Below are 18,816 nucleotides of genomic sequence, written 5' to 3' on the forward strand. Positions count from 1 at the left end.
ATTCATGTGTCGGTTCAGCTGCCCAGCGCCTCGGAGATGTCGTCGGCGGTCTTGCGGACGAGGTCCAGGATGTCCTCGCGGCGCTGGTCGTCGACCCGGAAAGCCGGGCACGGCGCGGACAGTGCCGCGACGATCCGGCCGTCCTCGCGGATCGCCGCCGCGGGCGCCCAGACGCCCTCGTCGATCTCCTGGTTGCTGATCGCCCAGCCGCGCGCGACGTCCCGCTCCACCTCGGCCAGGAAACCCTCCCGACCGCTGACCGGGGGCAGGGCTCCGGAGCTCAGCGCCCGGTCGACGTAGTCCGCGCGCTCGTCCGCGCCGAGCCCGCCGAGCAGCAGCCGGGCGCTGGCCCCGCGCAGGGGTGGCAGCAGCTGGCCGGGCTCGAACGAGAGCCGGAACCGGCTGGGCGACTCGACCCGGTGGATGCACACCGGCAGGCCGTGGACCAGCCGCATCAGCAGGACCGACTCCCCGATCTTCTCGGAGAGGGCGCGCATGGCGGGCTCGGCGAGGTCGACGATCGGGGCGGCCCGGCGCGCGGCGCGCCCGAGCGCGGCGACCCGCATCGTCAGGTGGTAGCGCCCCCGCGACCCCTCCTCGATCAGGCCCATGTCGCGCAGCAGGGCCACGTACCGGTGCACCGAGGGCGCCGGGATGTCCAGCGCCTCCGCGAGATCCCGTACCGAGGCCACCGGGCGCTGCTCGGTGAACGCGAAGAGCAGGTCGAGTGCCCGCCGCCCACTGTCGGCACCGGCCTTCGCGGTTGCCACGTGTCGCCTCCCCGTTGACGGCCGGCCCATTGACGACCAGAACTGTGCGATCTACTGTACCGATATCGCACAGCGATAATAAACTATCACACAGCGATAGGAAGCGACCCAATGGTGTGGACCGCGGAGCGGAGCGGGGTGGCTGTTCTCCCCGACACCGCGAGGGCGAGCGTCGCCCTGCCGAACAGCAGCAGCGAGATCCGGCAGCTGGCGATCACGCCGGCGGACGCCGACACGGGCTGGCTGCGGGTGACGGCGTCCGGCATCTGCGGCACCGATGTCGGGCTCTACGCCTCGGGCGTCGCGGCGCCGACGGTCCTCGGCCACCACGTCGTCGGTGAGATCGCCTCGATCGGGGCGTCGGCCGCGCGGCGCTGGGGTGTGCAGGCCGGCGACCGGGTCGTGATCGAGGAGTACCTGCCCTGCGGGACGTGCCCGACGTGCCTGACCGGGCCCTACCGGCTCTGCCCCGACACCGACATCTGGGGCGGCGGGCGCCGCATCGGGACGATCCCCGTGGCCGAGGCCCCCGGACTCCTCGGCGGCAACGCCGACTACGTCTTCCTGCCGCCGAACGCGGTCGTGCACCCGCTCCCGGCGGATCTCGACGAGGAGCTGGCGGCCTGGGTGCTGCCCTACGCCAACGCCCTGGACTGGACCTCGGGCGCCGGCCGGCTGCGCGCCGGCGAAACCGTGGTGGTGCTGGGCCCCGGCTACCACGGGCTCGCCGTGGTGGCCGCGGCCGTCGCGAGCGGCGCCGCACAGGTGGTCGTCGGCGGCCTGGCCCGGGACGCGGAGCGCCTCGAGATGGCCGAGGCCCTCGGGGGGACACCCGTGGTCGTCGGTGAGGACGATCTGCTCGCGCGCGTCCGGGCGGCGGCCGACGGCCGGGACGCCGACCTGGTCGTCGACGCCGTCGGCCCGGGTCCCGGAGTCGTCGCACCGGCCGTCGAGCTGCTGGGACACGGCGGCAGGCTGGTGCTCACCTCGCCGAAACGGCCCGCCGCGGTCGATGTCGACACCGCCCGCATGGTCCGGCGCAGCCTCACGGTGAGCGCCGTGCGCGGCCGCGCCCCGGAGGCGATCGCCGCCGCGGTCGCCTCGCTGGCCGACGGCAGCTCACACCTGGACCGGGTGCCCACCGTCGCGGTCGACCTCGACGGCGTCGGCGACATGCTCACCCGGCTCGCCGCGGGCACCGGGCCGGAGTCGCCCCACGTCGTCGTCCGGCCCTCCGCCTGACCCCCGTCCTCCCACCACTCTCCGAACATCAGCGTCGAACATCAAGGAGCGATCCACCTTGCTGACCCACGAGCAGAACGAGCGGCTGGTCCGGACCAACCGCGGCACCGAGATGGGCACCCTGCTGCGCCGCTACTGGATCCCGGCCCTGCTGGCCGAGGAGATCCCCGAGCCGGACTGCCCTCCGGTGCGGGTGCAGCTGCTGGGGGAGAGGCTCATCGCCTTCCGCGACAGCGCCGGCCGCATCGGGCTGATCGACGAGTTCTGCAGCCATCGCACCGCGTCGCTGTTCTTCGGCCGGAACGAGGAGTGCGGCCTGCGCTGCGCCTACCACGGCTGGAAGTACGACGTCGACGGCAACTGCGTGGACATGCCGTCGGAGCCGCCGGAGAGCCGGTTCCGGGAGAAGATCAAGCAGACCGCGTACCCGTGCGTCGAGCGCGGCGGCGTGATCTGGACCTACATGGGGCCGCCGGAGCTCAAGCCGGACCTGCCCGAGCTGGAGTGGGCCACGCTGCCCGGCTCGCAGGTCTTCGTCTCCAAGCGGCTGCAGGAGACCAACTTCATGCAGGCGATGGAGGGCGGGATCGACTCCAGCCACGTCTCCTTCGCACACCGGTTCAACATGGACGACGACCCCATGCACGCCGGAACCGAGGGGCTGACCTACCTCAAGGCCGACACCCGACCCAAGTTCGAGGTGATCGAGTCCGACGGCGGCCTGCTGATCGGGGCCCGGCGCAACGTCGACGACGAGCAGTACTACTGGCGGATCACGCAGTGGATCATGCCGTGGTACACGATCATCCCGCCCTTCGGCACCCACAACCCCCTCGGCGCCCACGCCTGGGTCCCCATCGACGACGAGACCTGCTGGGCCTGGAGCATCAACTACCACCCGACCCGGGACCTGCGCGACGACGAGCTGGAGTCGATGCGGCGCGGCGACGGCATCCACGCCAAGTACGTCCCGGGCACCTACCGGACCCTGGCCAACGCGGCCAACGACTATCTCATCGACCGGGTGGCCCAGCGGGAGAAGCGCAGCTTCAGCGGGGTCGAGGGGATCGCCGCCCAGGACTTCTCCCTGCAGGAGAGCATGGGCCCGATCGTCGACCGCACCAAGGAGCGGCTCGGCACGAGCGACGCCGCGATCATCCTCGCCCGCCGGCGGCTGCTCGCCGCCGCGGAGGAGGCGGCCGGGTCCACCGACCCGCTCCCCGGCGGCGACGCCGAGCACCACCGCGTCCGCTCCGCGTCGGTGCTGCTGCCGAAGTCCGTCCCCTTCCAGGACGGCGCCGAGCAGGCCCTCGTGGCCCGCACCGGCGAGGACTTCGTCTCCATCTGACCCTCCGGCACGAAGGAAGGAGGTGACGACGCCATGGCGCCGATCTCCTGGGACCGGCGGTCCTACGAGGCCACCGTCCTGCTCGTCCCCCTCGACCCCTCCGCCCGGGGCTGGCTCCTCGGCCAGGACCCTGCGGCACTGGAGGGCATCACGGTCGCCGACGCCGACCTGCTGCCCAGCCACGACCGGCTCCGGCCGGAGCCGGTGCCCGCGCGCGGCGAGGGCACCGCGGTGAGCAGCCCGCTCGACCACGCGGTGCACGACGCCGACGTCGTCGTGCTGCTCGCCCACGAGCTCGCCGCGGTCGACGGCCGCTCGGTGGTGGCCGTCGGCGATGCCGCGCGGGCCACCGGCACCCTGCTCGGTGCCGTCGTGGTCAGCCCGGACGCCCGCTGGGCCGAGCCCGCCGCCCACCGCGCGGCCACCACGATCCGCGAGGCCGCGGACAACGTCGTGATCCTCAAGGACAGCCGGTTCGCCCTGCCCTTCCTGCAGGTGCTGCGCGGCGGGGCCCGGGACGCCGAGCCCGCCGGGAGCATCCGATGAGCGACGCCACGCTGCCGGTCACGGTCACCCAGGTCCGCTGGGAGTCCGCGGGCGTCGTCTCCCTGCGGCTGCGCGGTGACGGCCCGCTGGCCGGCTGGACCGCCGGCGCCCACGTCGACCTCGTGCTCCCGTCCGGGCTCGTCCGCCAGTACTCGCTGTGCGGCGAGCCCGACGACCCGGAGTACACGGTCGCGGTGCTCCGGGAGCCGGACGGCCGCGGCGGCTCGGCCGAGATCCACGACACCGCCCTGGTGGGGCGCCGCCTGGCGATCCGGGGCCCGCGCAACCGGTTCGCGCTCGAACCGGCGGAGGCCTACGTCTTCGTCGCCGGCGGCATCGGCATCACGCCGGTGCTCGGCATGGTCCGCGCGGCCGTCGCCGCCGGGGTGCCGTGGGAGCTGCACTACGGGGGCCGGCGGGCGGACACGCTGGCGTTCACCGGGCCGCTGCGCGAGCTGGCCGGGCGGTCCGGCGGACGGCTCGTGCTGCGCAGCGACGACGTCGACGGGCCGCTCCCGCTGAGTGCGATCGTGGCGGGGGCGCACGCCGGGTCGGCTGTCTACGCCTGCGGCCCCGCCGGGTTGCTCGCCGCGCTGAGCCGCACCGTGGAGCTGGAACGGCCGGATCTGCCGCTCCGGTTCGAGCGCTTCGGCGCCGATCCGCTCGGGCCGGCGGAAGCCGCCGCCGACTCCATCGACGGCCGGGCGTCGTTCGAGGTCGAGCTCGCCCAGACCGGCGAGACGGTCACCGTCCTGCCCGGCCAGTCCGTCCTCGACGCCGTCCGCCCGCTGCGGCCGGACGTCCTGTCCTCCTGCGAGGAGGGCTTCTGCGGAACCTGCGAGACGAAGGTGCTCGACGGCACGCCGCTGCACCGCGACACGATCCTGAGCGCGAAGGAACGCGCCAGGAACACGTCGATGATGATCTGTGTCGGCGGCTGCACGTCGGCCCGGCTCGTCCTCGACCTCTAGAAGCGGAACCCGAACCCGCTCCCGCCCGGCCGGTCCGCGGCCCGGCCGGGCCCGGCGCCGCCCCACGACGTGCGCCGATCCCTTCCACCACGGAGGCTCACCGATGAGCTCACGTACTTCCGGCAGCAGTGCCGAACCCGCCTTGTCGCCGTACCGCTGGGTCGTCCTCTTCGCCTGCTGGATGTCCTTCACCCTGACCTCGGTCGACCGTTCGACCTGGGGGCCGGCGTCCGTCTTCGTGGGCGACAGCCTGGCGGTACCCGTCGCCAGCCTGGGCGCCTTCGCCACGGCCTACTACATCGGCTACGTCATCTCGAACGCCCTCGGCGGGATCGGCACCGACCGGCTCGGGGGCCGGCTGATGCTCTCGATCTCCCTGTTCGGCGCCGGGGCACTGATGACCGTCTTCGGCTCCACCACCTCGGCGACGGTCGGCATCGCGGTGCAGGCCCTGGTCGGGCTGTTCGCCGGCGCGGACTACTCGGCCGGTATCCGCCTCGTCACCAGCTGGTTCCCCGCGTCGAAGCTGGGCCTGCCCCTCGGCATCTTCGTGACCGCGACCTCGCTCGGCACGGCCATCGCCAACGCCGTCGTCCCCGCGCTGATCGCCTGGCACGGCTGGGGGACCTCGTACCACCTCTTCGGCGTCCTCTCGATGGTGCTCGCCGTGGTCCTGTTCTTCCTGCTCCGCCCGGGCCCGATGCTCGACACCGACACCGCGCAGGAGGCCGGGCCGGGGTCCACCGCCGCCGAGCCGGCCGGGCTGTCCTCGATGGTCCGCAACCGCAACCTCGTCCTGACCTGCCTGGCCGGTTTCGGCGGCTTCTGGGGGCTCTACGGCTTCGTCACCTGGGCCAACGCGCTGATGATCAAGGGTCACGCCATCTCGCCGGGGGCCGCGGGAGCGGTGGTCGCGATCTTCGCGGTGACCGCGGTGGCGGTCAAACCGGTGGTCGGGTTCGTCACCGACCGGTTCTTCGGCGGGGCGAGGCGGCTCCCGGCGTCCTGCATCCTGGCCCTGTTCGCGGTCACGCTGGTCGCGTTCGGCAACCTCGGCACGGCGACCGCCTTCCTCTGGCTCGCGCCGCTGCTCGGTGCCGCCGCCTACGGCTGGACACCGCTGCTCGTCGCCCTGGTGCCGCGGCTCGTACCGGGTGCGGTCACCGGCTCGGCCTCGGGGTTCGCCAACGCGGTCTGGCAGCTGGGCAGCGTCATCGTCCCGCTGGCCGTCGGGGCCGCCTACTCCGCCTCGGGATCCTTCGCGGTCGGGTTCCTCACCCTGGCGGCCGGGCCCGCGCTCGGTGCAGTGATCATGCTCGCCGTGCGGGAGTCGCGCACCGCCGGGCATCGGAACGCCGACCCGGCCCCGACGACCACGGGAAGCGTCACCCCCGGGTGACGGGTACTCCGGACCTCGCGGCGCGCGGCTCGCGACGCCCGAGGCACGTCGGGCCGGAAGCGGACGCCACCCTAGGGTGGTCGGGTGCCGATGACCGCGAAGTACGCCACCACCTGCGGGGCCTGCTCGTCCCGCATCCAGCCCGGTGAGGAGATCGCGAAGTCGGGCAGTGTGTGGACCCACGTCGCGTGCGCCGACGCGGCGACGAAGACCCCGGGGAACGGCACGCTGACGGCGCGCCCCAAGCGGACGGCGCCGCGGCCCGACATGCCGGCCGCCGAGGGCGCGCTCGAGGTGTGGACCGACGGCGCCTGCTCGGGCAACCCGGGCCCGGGGGGCTGGGCGTGGGCCACGCAGGACGGGCGGCAGGACAGCGGCGGCGAGGCCCCCACCACCAACCAGCGGATGGAGATCCGCGCCGCGCTGGAGGCGGTGCGCGCCCTGGACGGACCGCTGGTGGTCGTCAGCGACTCGACCTACGTCGTGAACTGCTTCCGCGACGGCTGGTGGAAGGGCTGGCTCGCCCGCGGGTGGGTCACCAGCGCGAAGAAGCCGGTGGTCAGCCGCGACCTCTGGGAGCCGTTGATCACGCTCGTGAACGAGCGCGGCGACGTCTCCTTCCGCTGGGTGAAGGGGCACTCGGGCGACCCGATGAACGACCTCGTGGACGCCCTGGCGGTGGAGCAGTCGCACGCGGTGAGCTGAGTCCCCTGCGGTAGCGAGCCGGTGAAGCCCTCACGTAGCGGCCCAGCTGCGTGATCGTCACCTCGAAGGTGCCGCCCGGCCCGGTCCGGCCCAGCGCGGTCTGGTAGCCGGCGCCGTCGATCAGGGAGAGCGCGGCGTCCGGGAGGGGGCTCCCGCCGGACGTGCGCACCCGCACCTGCAGCGCGCCCGGTGCGTCCGGCGCGCGCTCGGCGTTCGTGCCGTCGCCGGTGCTGGACCCTGCTCGATCCGAGGGCGGGCGTCGGGCGCCGCGCTCCTTGGCCCCTTCTTCGTACTCCACTCGGCCCAGTGGCTCGCCACCGATCCCGGACATCGGACGACGGACGGGTGCCGGCGCTACTCGGTCAGCCGGATGCAGGGGGGCGATGATCCCGACCTCGTCGGTGCGGCGCGGCGGTGGTGGCCCGCGACCGATCGCCTGACGAGCTACGCGAGGGGGATCGCCGCGGCGGAGTCGCGGCGGCAGCTGAGCCGAAGGACGGGGACGAGGTCTACCGAGAACTCGGGGAATCATCACCGACCGGCATGCTGACCGCACTGCCTCGGTGGAGCTCATCCCGCCACGTCAATGCTGCGGGATCAATGCTGCGGGATCAATACTGTGTCCGAGGGGGGACTTGAACCCCCACGCCCGTTGAAGGGCACTAGCACCTCAAGCTAGCGCGTCTGCCATTCCGCCACTCGGACCGCCGTCGCGGTGCTTCGCTCCGCGACGGGAGAAGGATAACGCACCCCGTTCGGCCCTCCGCCCCCCACCCTCGGATGGTAGGAAGATCCGCATGACCGGCACCGTCTCTCCCGACATCGCGGCCGAGGACGAGGTCGTCGACCTGGCCTCGGAGCTCATCCGCATCGACACCTCCAACACCGGCGAGCCCGACACCGTCGTGGGTGAGCAGGAGGCCGCGGAGTACGTCGCGGCGAAGCTCGTCGAGGTCGGCTACGAGGTCGAGCTCGTCGAGTCCGGGGCGCCGCGGCGGATGAACGTGTTCGCCCGGCTGAAGGGCGCGGATCCCGAGCGCGGCGCGCTGCTGCTGCACGGGCACCTGGACGTCGTCCCGGCGGACGCGAGCGAGTGGTCCGTGCACCCGTTCTCGGGCGCCGTGCAGGACGGCTACGTGTGGGGCCGCGGCGCCGTCGACATGAAGGACATGGTCGCGATGACCATCGCGGTCGCGCGGCGGTTCAAGCGCACGGGCACCGTCCCGCCGCGGGACATCGTGTTCGCGTTCGTCGCGGACGAGGAGGCCGGCGGCAGGTTCGGCGCGGGGTGGCTGGTCGAGCACCGGCCGGACCTGTTCGAGGGCTGCACCGAGGCCGTCGGCGAGGTCGGCGGGTTCTCCCTGACCCTGGGCGAGGACCAGCGCGTCTACCTGATCGAGTCCGCCGAGAAGGGCATGGCCTGGATGCGGCTGCAGGCCCGGGGCAAGCCCGGGCACGGCTCGTTCCTGCACGATGACAACGCCGTCACCCGGCTCTCCGAGGCGGTCGCGCGGCTGGGCAACCACCGCTTCCCGCTGGTCATGACGGACACCGTGCGGGCGTTCGTCGAGCAGATGCGCGAGCTCACCGGCCAGGAGTTCCCGGAGGACGACATCGAGGGCGCGTTGGCGAAGCTCGGCCCGGTGGCCCGGATGGTCGGCGCGACGGTCCGGGACACGGCCAACCCGACCATGCTCAGCGCCGGGTACAAGGCGAACGTCATCCCGTCGACGGCCGAGGCGACCGTGGACTGCCGGATCCTGCCGGGCCGCCGGGACGCGTTCCTCCGCGAGGTCGACGAGCTGCTCGGGCCGGACGTGACCCGCGAGTGGATCACGGACCTGCCCGCGCTGGAGACGCCGTTCGAGGGGCCGCTCGTCGAGGCGATGGCCGCGGCGCTGCAGGCCGAGGACCCGAACTCGCGGGCCATCCCCTACATGCTCTCCGGCGGGACGGACGCGAAGCACTTCAGCGACCTCGGGATCCGCGGCTTCGGCTTCGCCCCGCTGCGCCTGCCCCCGGACCTGGACTTCGCGTCCCTGTTCCACGGCATCGACGAGCGGGTCCCGGTCGACGCGCTGAAGTTCGGCACGCGGGTGCTCGAACGGTTCCTGCTCTCCAGCTGAGCACTCCCACGGAAGGACGGTCAGGGTGGACCTCACCGACAGGACGGCACTCATCACGGGCGGGGCGTCCGGCATCGGCGCGGCCGCGGCCCGCAGACTGGCGGCGGCCGGGGCGACGGTCGTGATCGCGGACCGGGACGAGACCGGGGCCAAGGCCGTCGCCGACGAGCTGGGTGGCCTGGCCGTCGCGACGGACGTCACGGACCCGGAGGCGATGCAGGCCGCGGTCGCCGCGGCCGAGGAACACACCGGGCGCCTGGACGTCGTGCTGCTCAACGCGGGCGTCACCGGCGGGCAGACGGGCGTCACGGACCTGGACCTGGAGGGCTACCGGCGGATCGTCGGGGTCAACTTCGACCACGTCGTGTTCGGGCTGAACGCGGCCGTCCCGGCGCTGCGCCGAGCGGGCGGCGGGCGGGTGATCGCGACGGCGTCGCTCGCCGGGATCGTCGCCCTCCCCGGGGACGCGCTCTACACGGCGACCAAGCACGCCGTCGTCGGGTACGTGCGCTCCGCCGGGCCGGCGCTCGCGCCGGAGGGCATCACGGTCAACGCCGTGTGCCCCGGGTTCGCGGACACCCCGCTGATCGCGCACCTCAAAGAGCAGTTCGGCGAGTTCCCGCTGCTCACGGCGGAGGACGTGGCGTCGGCGATCGAACTGATCATGGAGCGGGGCGAGCCCGGGGACTGCTGGTACGTGCAGCCCGGCCGGGAGCCCGCGCCGTACGGGTTCCGGGGCGTGCCGGGGCCGAAGGGCGGCACGCCTCCGCCGCCCGTCGAGTGGACCGAGCACTAGTGCGGGGCTGGCAGGTCCACGAGCTCGGCGACCCGGACGACGTCCTCACCTGGCACGACGAGCTCCCGGACCCGGAGCCGGGAGCGGGCCAGGTGCTCGTCCGGGTGCACGCCGTGGCCTGCAACTTCCCGGACATCCTGGTCTGCAGGGGCGAGTACCAGGAGCGGCCGCCGCTCCCGTTCACCCCGGGCATGGAGATCGCCGGCGAGGTCGTCGCGGCGGGTGAAGGCGCCGGGGCGTCCGTGGGGGACCGGGTGCTGGGCACCCCGCGCAGCGGCGCCGGCGGGTACGCCGAGCTGACGGTCCTGGACGCGGAGTCGACGTTCCCGTGGCCCGAGGGGATGTCCGCCGGGCAGGCCGCCGGCATGTTCGTCACGTACCAGACCGGCTACTGCGCGCTCCACCACCGGGCGAACCTGCGGGCGGGGGAAACGCTGCTGGTGCACGCGGCGGCGGGCGGCGTCGGCAGCGCGGCGGTGCAGCTGGGCAAGGCCGCGGGCGCCCGGGTCATCGGGACGGCAGGCGGCGCCGAGAAGTGCGCGCGGGCGAAGGAGTTGGGCTGCGACGACGTCGTGGACTACCGCGGCGAGGACATGGTCGCGGCGGTCAAGGAGCTCACCGGTGGCCGGGGGGCGGACGTGATCTACGACCCGGTCGGTGGGGACACGTTCGACGCGTCCCGCAAGGTCGTCGCCTTCGAGGGCCGGATCCTGGTGATCGGCTTCGCCTCCGGGCGCATCGCGGACGCCCCGACCAACCACGCGCTGATCAAGAACTACTCCGTGGTCGGCGTGCACTGGGCGTTCTACCGCACGATGAACCCCGGGCTGCTGCCGCGGTGGCAGGACGCGCTGAACGACCTGTGGGCGGCGGGCGCCATCGATCCGCTCGTGGGCGAGGAGCTGCCCCTGACCGAGGCGAAGGAGGCGCTGCGGCGTCTCGGCTCACGCGGCACGGTCGGCAAGGTCGTGCTCGTTCCCTGAGGTCAGGTCGACAGCTCGGGGAGCATCCGGTTCGTCCGCTTGCGGCGGAGCCAGACCTTGCGCACGCCGCCGGGGTACAGGCGGACCCGGGAGAAGCTCCCACCCCGAGTACTCGGCCTGGATCGCCAGCCGCACCGCCGCGGTCATCCGGGAGACGGTCCCGTCGATCTGCAGCGGGCGGTACTCCCATTCCCCGTCGACGAGATCGCCTGCCTCGGTAGAGCCGGTGCTGCTCGGCAAACCGGCCACCTCCTTGCCTGGTTCGTGCGGTCCATCCGCTTGCCGTGTGAACGGCGGATGACGTCACCACAATAAGCGGGCGACGGACGCTCGGCCAGGATCCGCGGCTAACGGACCGGTTCGCTCACGTCGTCCAGTGCCGCCCGGATCTCGGCCGGCAGCGTGATCGACTCGGTCGCCATGGACGCGGTGAGCTGCGCGGCGTCCCGCGCCCCGACGACCGCCGACGCGACCCCCGGCCGGTCCCGCACCCAGGCCAGCGCGACGGCGAGCGGGCTGGTCCCGAGCCCGTCGGCCGCGGTCAGGACGGACTGCACGATCCGCGCGGACCGCTCGTTGCGCCGCGCCTCGACGTACGGCGCGAGCACCGGGGACGCCGCGCGCGAGTCCGCCGGGGTGCCGTCGGTGTACTTCCCGGTCAGCACGCCCCGGCCCAGCGGCGCCCACGCGAGCATCCCGACGCCGTGGTGCCGCGCCGCGGGGAGCAACTCGAGTTCGGCGGTCCGGTGGAGCAGTGAGTACTCCGCCTGCGCCGAGACGGGCAGGACGATGTTGCCGAGGTGGCGGGCCCGCTCGACGGTGGTGGCGAGCTGCCAGCCCGCGGGCGCGACCAGCCCGGCGTAGCGGACGCGGCCGGACAGCACCGCCACCTCGACGGCGCTGAGCCGCTCCTCGAGCGGGACCCGGTCGTCCCAGCCCGGGAGCTGCCAGAGGTCGAGGTGGTCCGTGCCGAGGCGGCGGAGCGTGGCGTCGAGGCCGGCGAGCAGGGCGCCGCGGGCCGCGTTCTCGCCCAGCGGCCCGGGCGGGGGGCCGCCGCGACCGGCGAGGACGAGCGAGTCCCGGTCCACCAGGCCGCCCGCCAGATGGGCGCCGAGGATCTGCTGCGCCTTGCCGTCGCCGTAGACGTCCGCGGTCTCGACGAGGGTCCCGCCCTCCTCGACGAACGCGATGAGCTGCTCCCCGGCGGACTCGACGTCCGTGTCCTCGCCCCAGGTCATCGTTCCGAGGCCGATCCGGGACACCTGCAGCCCGCTGTCCCCGACCCGTCTGCGCTGCACGGCAAGACCCTAGGAGACCCGATCATCCGGCCGTTCCCCGGATCGTCACCCGACGTGGGTACGGTGACCCGCCGTGACCACGATCGAGGGAATCACCGCATGAGTTGGCTCGAGGTCGTCATCCTCGGTCTCGTCCAGGGGTTGACGGAGTTTCTGCCCGTCTCCTCGTCCGGGCACCTCCGGATCGTCTCCGGGCTGTTCTTCGGCAACGACCCCGGCGCCGCGTTCACCGCGGTCAGCCAGCTGGGCACGGAGCTCGCCGTGCTCATCTACTTCGCCAAGGACATCTGGGGCCTGATCGCGACGTGGGTCCGTGGCTTCCGTGACCCCGAGGTCCGCGCCACCCCGGAGTACCGGATGGCCTGGCTGGTGATCATCGGCACCATCCCGATCGGCGTGCTCGGTGTGCTGTTCCAGAACTCGATCGAGACGGTGGCCCGCAACCTCTGGCTGATCGCCACCACGCTGATCGTCTTCGGCGTCCTGCTGGGTCTCGCCGAGCGCTACGGGAAGCAGGAACGGCCGGTGGAGGAGCTGACGGTCATGGACGGCATCGTCCTGGGCTTCGCGCAGGCCCTCGCCCTGATCCCGGGGGTCTCCCGCTCGGGCGGCACGATCACCGCCGGCCTGTTCATCGGGCTCACCCGCCCCGCCGCCGTCCGCTACTCGTTCCTGCTGGCGATCCCCGCGGTCGTCTCGGCGGGGGTGTTCCAGCTCAAGGACGTGACGGCCGGGGACACCACGGTTCCGCAGATGGTGGTGGCGACGGTGATCGCGTTCGTCGTCGGCTACGCGGTGATCGCCTGGCTGCTGAAGTTCGTCGAGCGCAACAGCGTCTACGTGTTCGTCGCCTACCGGATCGCGCTGGGCACGGCCCTGCTGGCGGCCCTCTCGATCGGCGCGATCTCGGCGACCTGACCCCGGCACGTAGGCTCGATCATCGTGACCACGCTCATCCTGCTGCGCCACGGCCGTTCGACGGCCAACGTGTCCGGCGTCCTCGCAGGACGCACCCCCGGCGTGGAGCTGGACGACAAGGGCCGGGAGCAGGCCGCGAAGATCGTCGAACGCCTGGACACCGTCCCGATCTCGGCGATCGTCAGCTCCCCGATGACCCGCTGCCGGCAGACGGTCGCGCCGCTCGCCGCGGTCCGCGGGCTGGAGCCGGTGATCGAGGACGGCCTGTCCGAGGTCGACTACGGCAGCTGGACCGGCGGCGAGCTGAAGGACCTGGCCAAGGAGCCGCTCTGGAAGGTCGTGCAGGCCCACCCGTCGGCCGTGGTGTTCCCGGACGGCGAGGGCCTGGCCGGGATGCAGGCGCGGGCGGTGGCCGCGGTCCGGAGGCACGAGCGCCTGATCGCCGCCGAGTTCGGTCCCAACGCCGTGTGGGTGGCCTGCAGCCACGGCGACGTCATCAAGTCCGTCCTCGCGGACGCCCTGGCCACCCATCTGGACAACTTCCAGCGGATCGTCGTCGACACCTGCTCGATCTCGGTCGTCAGCTACACCGAGACACGCCCGTTCGTGGGCCGGGTCAACGACGTCGGGGGCGACGTCGCGGCCCTCGTCCCGCCGAAGCCGAAGGAGGAGGGGGCGCAGGAACAGGCGCAGTCCTCCGAGGCCGTGGTCGGGGGTTCGACGAACGCCTGACCACGTCCACAGAGGCTGGTCGACCACACCGGCGTGCCGCGGATCTCTGCGTGGCCTACTCTGGGAATCGCCATGTCACGCGTCATCCATGTCTTCCGCCAGCCCGAGCGCTTCGTCGCCGGGACCGTCGGCGAGCCCGGCGACCGGGCGTTCTACCTCCAGGCGATCGAGGAGGCCCGCACCATCAGCGTGCTGCTGGAGAAGCAGCAGGTCTCGGTGCTCGCGGAGCGGGTCGCCGCGCTGCTCACGGAGGTGGCCCGCCGGTTCGGTCCGGACGTCGCCACCGAGACGGAGGCCGCGGACAGCGACAACGATCCCCTCGCCGTGCCGCTCGAGGAGGAGTTCCGGGTCGGCACCATGGGCCTGGGCTGGGACGCGGACTCGAGGTCGATCGTCGTCGAGCTGCTGGCGGTCACCGAGGAGGAGGTCGACGAGTCCGTCGTCCTGGACGACACCGAGGAGGGCCCCGACGCCCTGCGGGTGTTCCTCTCCCCGGTGCAGGCCAAGGCGTTCGCGGACCGTGCCGAGAAGGTCGTCTCCGCGGGCCGCGCGCCGTGCCCGCTGTGCGCCGAGCCGCTGGACCCGGAGGGTCACGTGTGCGTGCGGCTGAACGGTTTCCACGAGCGCTCCCCGGTCGCCGAGTAGCTTGAACGACGCCCCTGAGCTGCGGGACCCCGAGGTGATGACGATCCTCGGCCGGGGCCGCATCGAGATCACCGGCCGTCTTGTCGCCGCCTCCAACGCGACCCTGTTCGGCACGGCCAGCGTGGACGGCGTGTCGGTGAAGTGCGTCTACAAGCCGGTCCGCGGCGAGCGCCCGCTCTGGGACTTCCCGGACGGCACGCTGGCCGGGCGCGAGGTCGCCAGCTACCTCGTCTCCGAGGCCGCCGGCTGGCACGTCGTCCCGCCGACGGTGCTCCGCGACGGGCCGTTCGGCACCGGGATGGTGCAGGCCTGGGTGGACACCGACACCACGGACGACCTGGTCGACGTGTGCGCGCCCAAGAAGGTGCCGAAGGGCTGGCTCGGCGTGCTGCGCGCCCGGGACGACGACGGTCGCCCCGCCGTGCTCGTCCATGCGGACCATCCCGAGCTGCGCACGATGGCCGCGTTCGACGTCGTGGTGAACAACGCGGACCGCAAGGGCGGCCACGTCCTCGCCGGGGACGACGGGCACGTCTACGGCGTCGACCACGGCCTCACCATGCACTCGGAGGACAAGCTCCGGACGGTGCTGTGGGGCTGGGTCGGTGAACCGCTCACCGAGGAGATCGTCGACGCGCTCGGCATGCTGCGGGCGGAACTCGAGGGCCCGCTCGCGGAGCGGCTCGGCGACCACATCACGCTCACCGAGATCCGGACGCTGACGGACCGGGTCGACGGCCTGCTCGGGGTCGGTCGCTACCCGGAGCCCTCCGGCTACGGCCCGGCGATCCCCTGGCCGGCGTTCTAGCGCACAGCCCGCTCTAGTCTGTGGCGGTGAGCACCTCCATGCCCGCCGCGTTCATCGGCCACGGCAGCCCGATGAACGCACTGGAGACCAACCGCTACACCGAGTCGTGGCGGGCGCTGGGCGCCGCGATGCCGAGGCCCCGGGCGATCCTCGTGGTCTCCGCGCACTGGTACATCAACGCGACGGCCGTGACGGCGATGCCGCGGCCCCGCACGATCCACGACTTCTTCGGCTTCCCGCAGGAGCTCTTCGCGGTCGACTACCCGGCCGAGGGCGCCCCGGACATCGCGGGCGAGGTCGCGGAGATCGCGAAGCCCACGTGGGTCGGCGCGGACGTGGACAGCTGGGGCCTGGACCACGGGACCTGGTCCGTGCTCCGGCACATGTTCCCGGACGCCGACGTGCCGGTGGTCCAGCTGTCCATCGATGCCACGAAGCCGCTGGACCACCACGTCGCGCTGGGGGCGAAGCTGGCGCCGCTGCGGGAGCGGGGCGTGCTCGTCGTCGGGAGCGGGAACGTGGTGCACAACCTGGGGGGCATGGACGGCTCCCGGCCGGACGCCGGCTTCGACTGGGCCCGGCGCTTCGACGACGCCGCCCGGGACCTCATGACGGACACCCCGGACGCCGTGCTGCGGCTGCGGGAGTCCGGGGACTTCGGCACCGCCGTCCCGACCCCGGACCACTTCATCCCGCTGCTCTACCTGGCCGGGCTCGGCGCAGCCGCCGGTCACGGCGCCGACGTCCTGGTCGACGGCTACGCCTACGGCTCGCTGTCCATGACGGCCTACACGCTCGACCTCGCCGGCCTGCCGACCGTGCACGGCACGGGCCCGGCGGGGGAGATCCCGGACGGCGTTCCGCCCGAGTCCACCAACATCTAGGGTCTGTCCGCCGGACAGCCCTGCTCAGCTGCGTCCGTACTTCTCCAACCACGCGTCGTCGAACCAGGGCGGGAGCGGCGGCGGCGCATCGAGCGCCAGCGAGAGGTCGCGGAACCGGACGGTCGGCGACCCGTTCGCGGCCACGGACACCCGGATCGGCTCCAGGTTCTCCGGCTCGCCCGGGTCGTGTCCGAACGCGGTGCTGACGAACGCGCGCATCGGCGCCGAGTGCGTCGCGACGACCGCGACCCGCTGCTCGTCGGAGCCCTCAGGCGCCAACGCCGTGATCCCGGACCAGAACCGGTAGGCCGCGATCTGGGGCGGCTCGAAGTAGAGCGTCGGATTGTGGATCCAGTGTCCGATCGGACCACCCCGGGCGGCGATCTCCCGGTAGTCCGAGTCGAACCGGGCGTACTCGGCCGCCCAGTGCGGCAGGTCCCCGTCGCCGAGCGCGAGCCGCGCGGCCACCGCCACGCTCGCGTCCACGACCTCGCCGTGCAGCGCGAACCGCAGGTTGTCGAACCAGGGCTCGGGGTACAGCTCGCCGAGCGTCACCCCCGGCCCGACCGCGCCCACCAGCGTCTCCCGCAGGACGACCGCGGTCGCGATGCCCCGGGCCGTGCGCGCGTGCGGCATGACCACGGACGTCCCGGGCGCCAGCTCCGCGGCCAGCGCCACGCCGCGCGCCCGGGCCTGCTCCTCGCCCCGGGCCGTCAGCCCGTGGTCCGCGTCGTAGCCGTGGGTCTCGCCGTGCCGGAGCAGCACGACCTCGTACGGGCCAGCCATCGGGGAACCACCTCCACTGCGCACCGTACGGCGTCACCCCGTCACCGCGACGCCACCGTGCCGCCCTCGGGAACGATCACCTCGGTGTACGCGCTCGCGTCCGCCCGCCGGGTCCCCTCCTCGGCGGCGCTGCGCCTGCAGCCGTGGCCAGAGTTCGTCGCCGTCGATCTCGGTGACGTCGTCGTGCACGGCGTCCTCGACCTGGAGCTCGCCTCGCGGGACCTCCGTCACACGGTTCGGCGGGCGTCGAGGGGAGACGCCGGGGTGCGGCGGGTAGCAAGATGGGCCGCCGGGGCCCGGCTCTCGCCGTGCGGCTCCGAGCCGGATCAGCGGATGAGCGAGGAGAGCTACGGATGGCGGAGAAGAGCCGGATCGGTGTCACCGGACTGGCCGTGATGGGTGCCAACCTGGCGCGCAACATCGCGAGCCGAGGCGTCCCGGTCGCCGTGCACAACCGCACCACCGCGAAGACCACCCAGTTCATGCAGGACTACGGCCACGAGGGCGACTTCACGGGCGCCGAGTCGACCGAGGACTTCGTCGCCGCCCTCGAGAAGCCCCGCCGGATCATCGTCATGGTGAAGGCGGGCAAGCCCGTCGACGGCGTCATCGAGGAGCTGACGCCGCTGCTCGACGAGGGCGACATCATCATCGACGCCGGCAACTCGCACTTCCCGGACACCGTGCGCCGAACCGCCGAGTGCGCGGAGAACGGCATCCGGTTCATGGGCGTCGGCGTGTCCGGCGGCGAGGAGGGCGCGCTGCTCGGGCCGAGCATCATGCCCGGCGGCGACCCCGAGGCCTACGCCGAGGTGGAGGACGTCTTCACCTCGATCGCCGCGGTCGTCGACGGGACCCCGTGCTGCGTGCACGTCGGCCCCGGCGGCGCCGGGCACTACGTGAAGATGGTGCACAACGGCATCGAGTACGCGGACATCCAGCTGATCGCCGAGGCCTACGACCTGCTCACCCGGGTCGCGGGGCTGGACGCGACGGCGATCGGCAAGATCTTCGAGGAGTGGAACACCGGGGACCTCGAGTCGTTCCTGATCGAGATCACCGGCAAGGTCCTCGCGAAGACCGACGAGAAGACCGGTCGCCCGCTCGTCGACGTCATCGTGGACCAGGCGGGACAGAAGGGCACCGGCACCTGGACAGCGATCGACGCGCTGGGCCTCGGCATCCCGCTGACGGGCATCACCGAGGCGGTGTTCGCCCGCGGCCTGTCGGCGTTGCGGGACGAGCGCAAGAAGGCGTCGGCGACGCTGGCGGGGCCCTCGCCCGAGGGCAAGGAGGACCGGACGGACCTCGTCGAGGACATCCGGCAGGCGCTGTACGCGTCGAAGGTCGTCGCGTACGCGCAGGGCTTCGCGCAGATGCGCGCCGCGTCGATCGAGAACGGCTGGGACCTGGACCTGGGCGCGATGGCCACGATCTGGCGGGGCGGCTGCATCATCCGGGCGCAGTTCCTCAACCGGATCCGCGACGCCTACGCCGAGCACCCGGACCTGGACAACCTGCTGATGGTCCCGTACTTCACCGAGGCCGTCGCGAACGCCCAGGACGCGTGGCGCCGGGTCGTCGTCACCGCCACCGAGCAGGGCGTCGCGATCCCGGCGTTCTCCAGCTCGCTGAGCTACTACGACGGCTACCGCACCGAGCGGGGACCGGCGAACCTGATCCAGGGCCTGCGGGACTTCTTCGGCGCCCACACCTACAAGCGCATCGACGGCGAGGGCAGCTTCCACACCCGCTGGTCGCAGGACGGCACCGAGGTCCAGACCGACTGACCCTCGCCGACGGCGGCCGCTGCTCGAGTGGCTCAAGCGCCATGTACCGACGCTCGAGCCACTCGAGCG

The 18,816-nt window shown here is 72.9% G+C and carries 19 protein-coding genes, 1 tRNA gene and 1 pseudogene; 16 read left to right on the forward strand and 5 right to left on the reverse strand.

Annotated elements, in window-relative coordinates; all coding sequences use genetic code 11:
- Positions 1-14: 14 nt before the first annotated feature.
- Complete coding sequence (locus WBK50_RS05705; protein WP_341334575.1) at positions 15-770, reverse strand: IclR family transcriptional regulator; 756 nt, start codon at positions 768-770, stop codon at positions 15-17.
- Between the two features lie 138 nt (positions 771-908).
- On the opposite strand from WBK50_RS05705, the gene WBK50_RS05710 reads away from it, so the two are divergent.
- The 6 genes from WBK50_RS05710 to WBK50_RS05735 all read left to right on the forward strand — a co-directional run bounded on the left by WBK50_RS05710 (position 909) and on the right by WBK50_RS05735 (position 6,981).
- Positions 909-2,012, forward strand: a complete 1,104-nt coding sequence (locus tag WBK50_RS05710) for a zinc-binding dehydrogenase (protein ID WP_341334576.1) — start codon at positions 909-911, stop codon at positions 2,010-2,012.
- 58 nt (positions 2,013-2,070) lie between these two features.
- The gene (locus WBK50_RS05715; RefSeq protein WP_341334577.1) at positions 2,071-3,360 is read left to right on the forward strand and encodes a Rieske 2Fe-2S domain-containing protein; all 1,290 of its coding nucleotides are present in this window, start codon (positions 2,071-2,073) and stop codon (positions 3,358-3,360) included.
- Between the two features lie 33 nt (positions 3,361-3,393).
- Positions 3,394-3,906, forward strand: a complete 513-nt coding sequence (locus WBK50_RS05720; protein WP_341334578.1) for a hypothetical protein — start codon at positions 3,394-3,396, stop codon at positions 3,904-3,906.
- Complete coding sequence (locus tag WBK50_RS05725) at positions 3,903-4,877, forward strand: PDR/VanB family oxidoreductase (protein WP_341334579.1); 975 nt, start codon at positions 3,903-3,905, stop codon at positions 4,875-4,877. Before WBK50_RS05720 ends, WBK50_RS05725 begins: the two co-directional genes overlap by 4 nt.
- Before the next feature lie 103 nt (positions 4,878-4,980).
- Positions 4,981-6,276 carry an MFS transporter gene (locus tag WBK50_RS05730; protein WP_341334580.1) on the forward strand — a complete coding sequence of 432 codons (1,296 nt, stop codon included), beginning with the start codon at positions 4,981-4,983 and terminating at the stop codon, positions 6,274-6,276.
- Positions 6,277-6,366: 90 nt separating this feature from the next.
- Positions 6,367-6,981, forward strand: coding sequence for a ribonuclease H family protein (locus WBK50_RS05735; protein WP_341339310.1), 615 nt, complete (start codon positions 6,367-6,369; stop codon positions 6,979-6,981).
- A gap of 620 nt (positions 6,982-7,601) precedes the next feature.
- On the opposite strand, the gene WBK50_RS05740 is transcribed toward WBK50_RS05735, so the two are convergent.
- Positions 7,602-7,686, reverse strand: a tRNA-Leu gene (locus WBK50_RS05740).
- 92 nt (positions 7,687-7,778) lie between these two features.
- Between WBK50_RS05740 and WBK50_RS05745 the strand changes: the two genes are divergently transcribed.
- The 3 genes from WBK50_RS05745 to WBK50_RS05755 are packed head-to-tail and all read left to right on the forward strand — an operon-like array spanning position 7,779 to position 10,886.
- Positions 7,779-9,107 (forward strand): M20/M25/M40 family metallo-hydrolase, encoded by a 1,329-nt coding sequence (locus tag WBK50_RS05745; RefSeq protein ID WP_341334581.1) that lies wholly within the window; start codon positions 7,779-7,781, stop codon positions 9,105-9,107.
- Positions 9,108-9,132: 25 nt separating this feature from the next.
- On the forward strand, positions 9,133-9,903 hold the full coding sequence (locus tag WBK50_RS05750; protein ID WP_341334582.1) for an SDR family NAD(P)-dependent oxidoreductase: 771 nt from the start codon (positions 9,133-9,135) through the stop codon (positions 9,901-9,903).
- Complete coding sequence (locus WBK50_RS05755) at positions 9,903-10,886, forward strand: NADPH:quinone oxidoreductase family protein (protein ID WP_341334583.1); 984 nt, start codon at positions 9,903-9,905, stop codon at positions 10,884-10,886. Before WBK50_RS05750 ends, WBK50_RS05755 begins: the two co-directional genes overlap by 1 nt.
- A 2-nt stretch (positions 10,887-10,888) precedes the next feature.
- Here WBK50_RS05755 and WBK50_RS05760 read toward each other — a convergent pair.
- Positions 10,889-11,033 (reverse strand): annotated as a pseudogene (locus WBK50_RS05760) (DUF5703 family protein).
- Positions 11,034-11,233: 200 nt separating this feature from the next.
- On the reverse strand, positions 11,234-12,184 hold the full coding sequence (locus WBK50_RS05765) for an aldo/keto reductase (protein ID WP_341334584.1): 951 nt from the start codon (positions 12,182-12,184) through the stop codon (positions 11,234-11,236).
- A gap of 99 nt (positions 12,185-12,283) precedes the next feature.
- On the opposite strand from WBK50_RS05765, the gene WBK50_RS05770 reads away from it, so the two are divergent.
- The 5 genes from WBK50_RS05770 to ygiD all read left to right on the forward strand — a co-directional run bounded on the left by WBK50_RS05770 (position 12,284) and on the right by ygiD (position 16,171).
- The gene (locus WBK50_RS05770) at positions 12,284-13,102 is read left to right on the forward strand and encodes an undecaprenyl-diphosphate phosphatase (protein ID WP_341334585.1); all 819 of its coding nucleotides are present in this window, start codon (positions 12,284-12,286) and stop codon (positions 13,100-13,102) included.
- 24 nt (positions 13,103-13,126) lie between these two features.
- On the forward strand, positions 13,127-13,834 hold the full coding sequence (locus WBK50_RS05775; protein ID WP_341334586.1) for a histidine phosphatase family protein: 708 nt from the start codon (positions 13,127-13,129) through the stop codon (positions 13,832-13,834).
- 72 nt (positions 13,835-13,906) lie between these two features.
- Positions 13,907-14,479, forward strand: coding sequence for a DUF3090 domain-containing protein (locus WBK50_RS05780; RefSeq protein WP_341334587.1), 573 nt, complete (start codon positions 13,907-13,909; stop codon positions 14,477-14,479).
- Position 14,480: 1 nt separating this feature from the next.
- Entirely contained in the window at positions 14,481-15,287 is an 807-nt protein-coding gene (locus WBK50_RS05785; RefSeq protein ID WP_445942227.1) for an SCO1664 family protein, read from the forward strand.
- A 26-nt stretch (positions 15,288-15,313) separates the two neighbouring features.
- The gene (gene ygiD, locus WBK50_RS05790; RefSeq protein WP_341334588.1) at positions 15,314-16,171 is read left to right on the forward strand and encodes a 4,5-DOPA-extradiol-dioxygenase; all 858 of its coding nucleotides are present in this window, start codon (positions 15,314-15,316) and stop codon (positions 16,169-16,171) included.
- Positions 16,172-16,195: 24 nt separating this feature from the next.
- On the opposite strand, the gene WBK50_RS05795 is transcribed toward ygiD, so the two are convergent.
- The gene (locus WBK50_RS05795) at positions 16,196-16,957 is read right to left on the reverse strand and encodes a histidine phosphatase family protein (protein ID WP_341334589.1); all 762 of its coding nucleotides are present in this window, start codon (positions 16,955-16,957) and stop codon (positions 16,196-16,198) included.
- A 57-nt stretch (positions 16,958-17,014) separates the two neighbouring features.
- Here WBK50_RS05795 and WBK50_RS05800 point away from each other — a divergent pair, with 57 nt between their 5' ends.
- On the forward strand, positions 17,015-17,353 hold the full coding sequence (locus WBK50_RS05800; protein ID WP_341334590.1) for a hypothetical protein: 339 nt from the start codon (positions 17,015-17,017) through the stop codon (positions 17,351-17,353).
- Positions 17,311-18,747, forward strand: a complete 1,437-nt coding sequence (gene gndA, locus WBK50_RS05805; RefSeq protein ID WP_341334591.1) for an NADP-dependent phosphogluconate dehydrogenase — start codon at positions 17,311-17,313, stop codon at positions 18,745-18,747. Before WBK50_RS05800 ends, gndA begins: the two co-directional genes overlap by 43 nt.
- Positions 18,748-18,816 lie beyond the last annotated feature (69 nt).

The sequence above is a fragment of the Pseudonocardia sp. T1-2H genome, assembly GCF_038039215.1.
Classification (GTDB): domain Bacteria; phylum Actinomycetota; class Actinomycetes; order Mycobacteriales; family Pseudonocardiaceae; genus Pseudonocardia.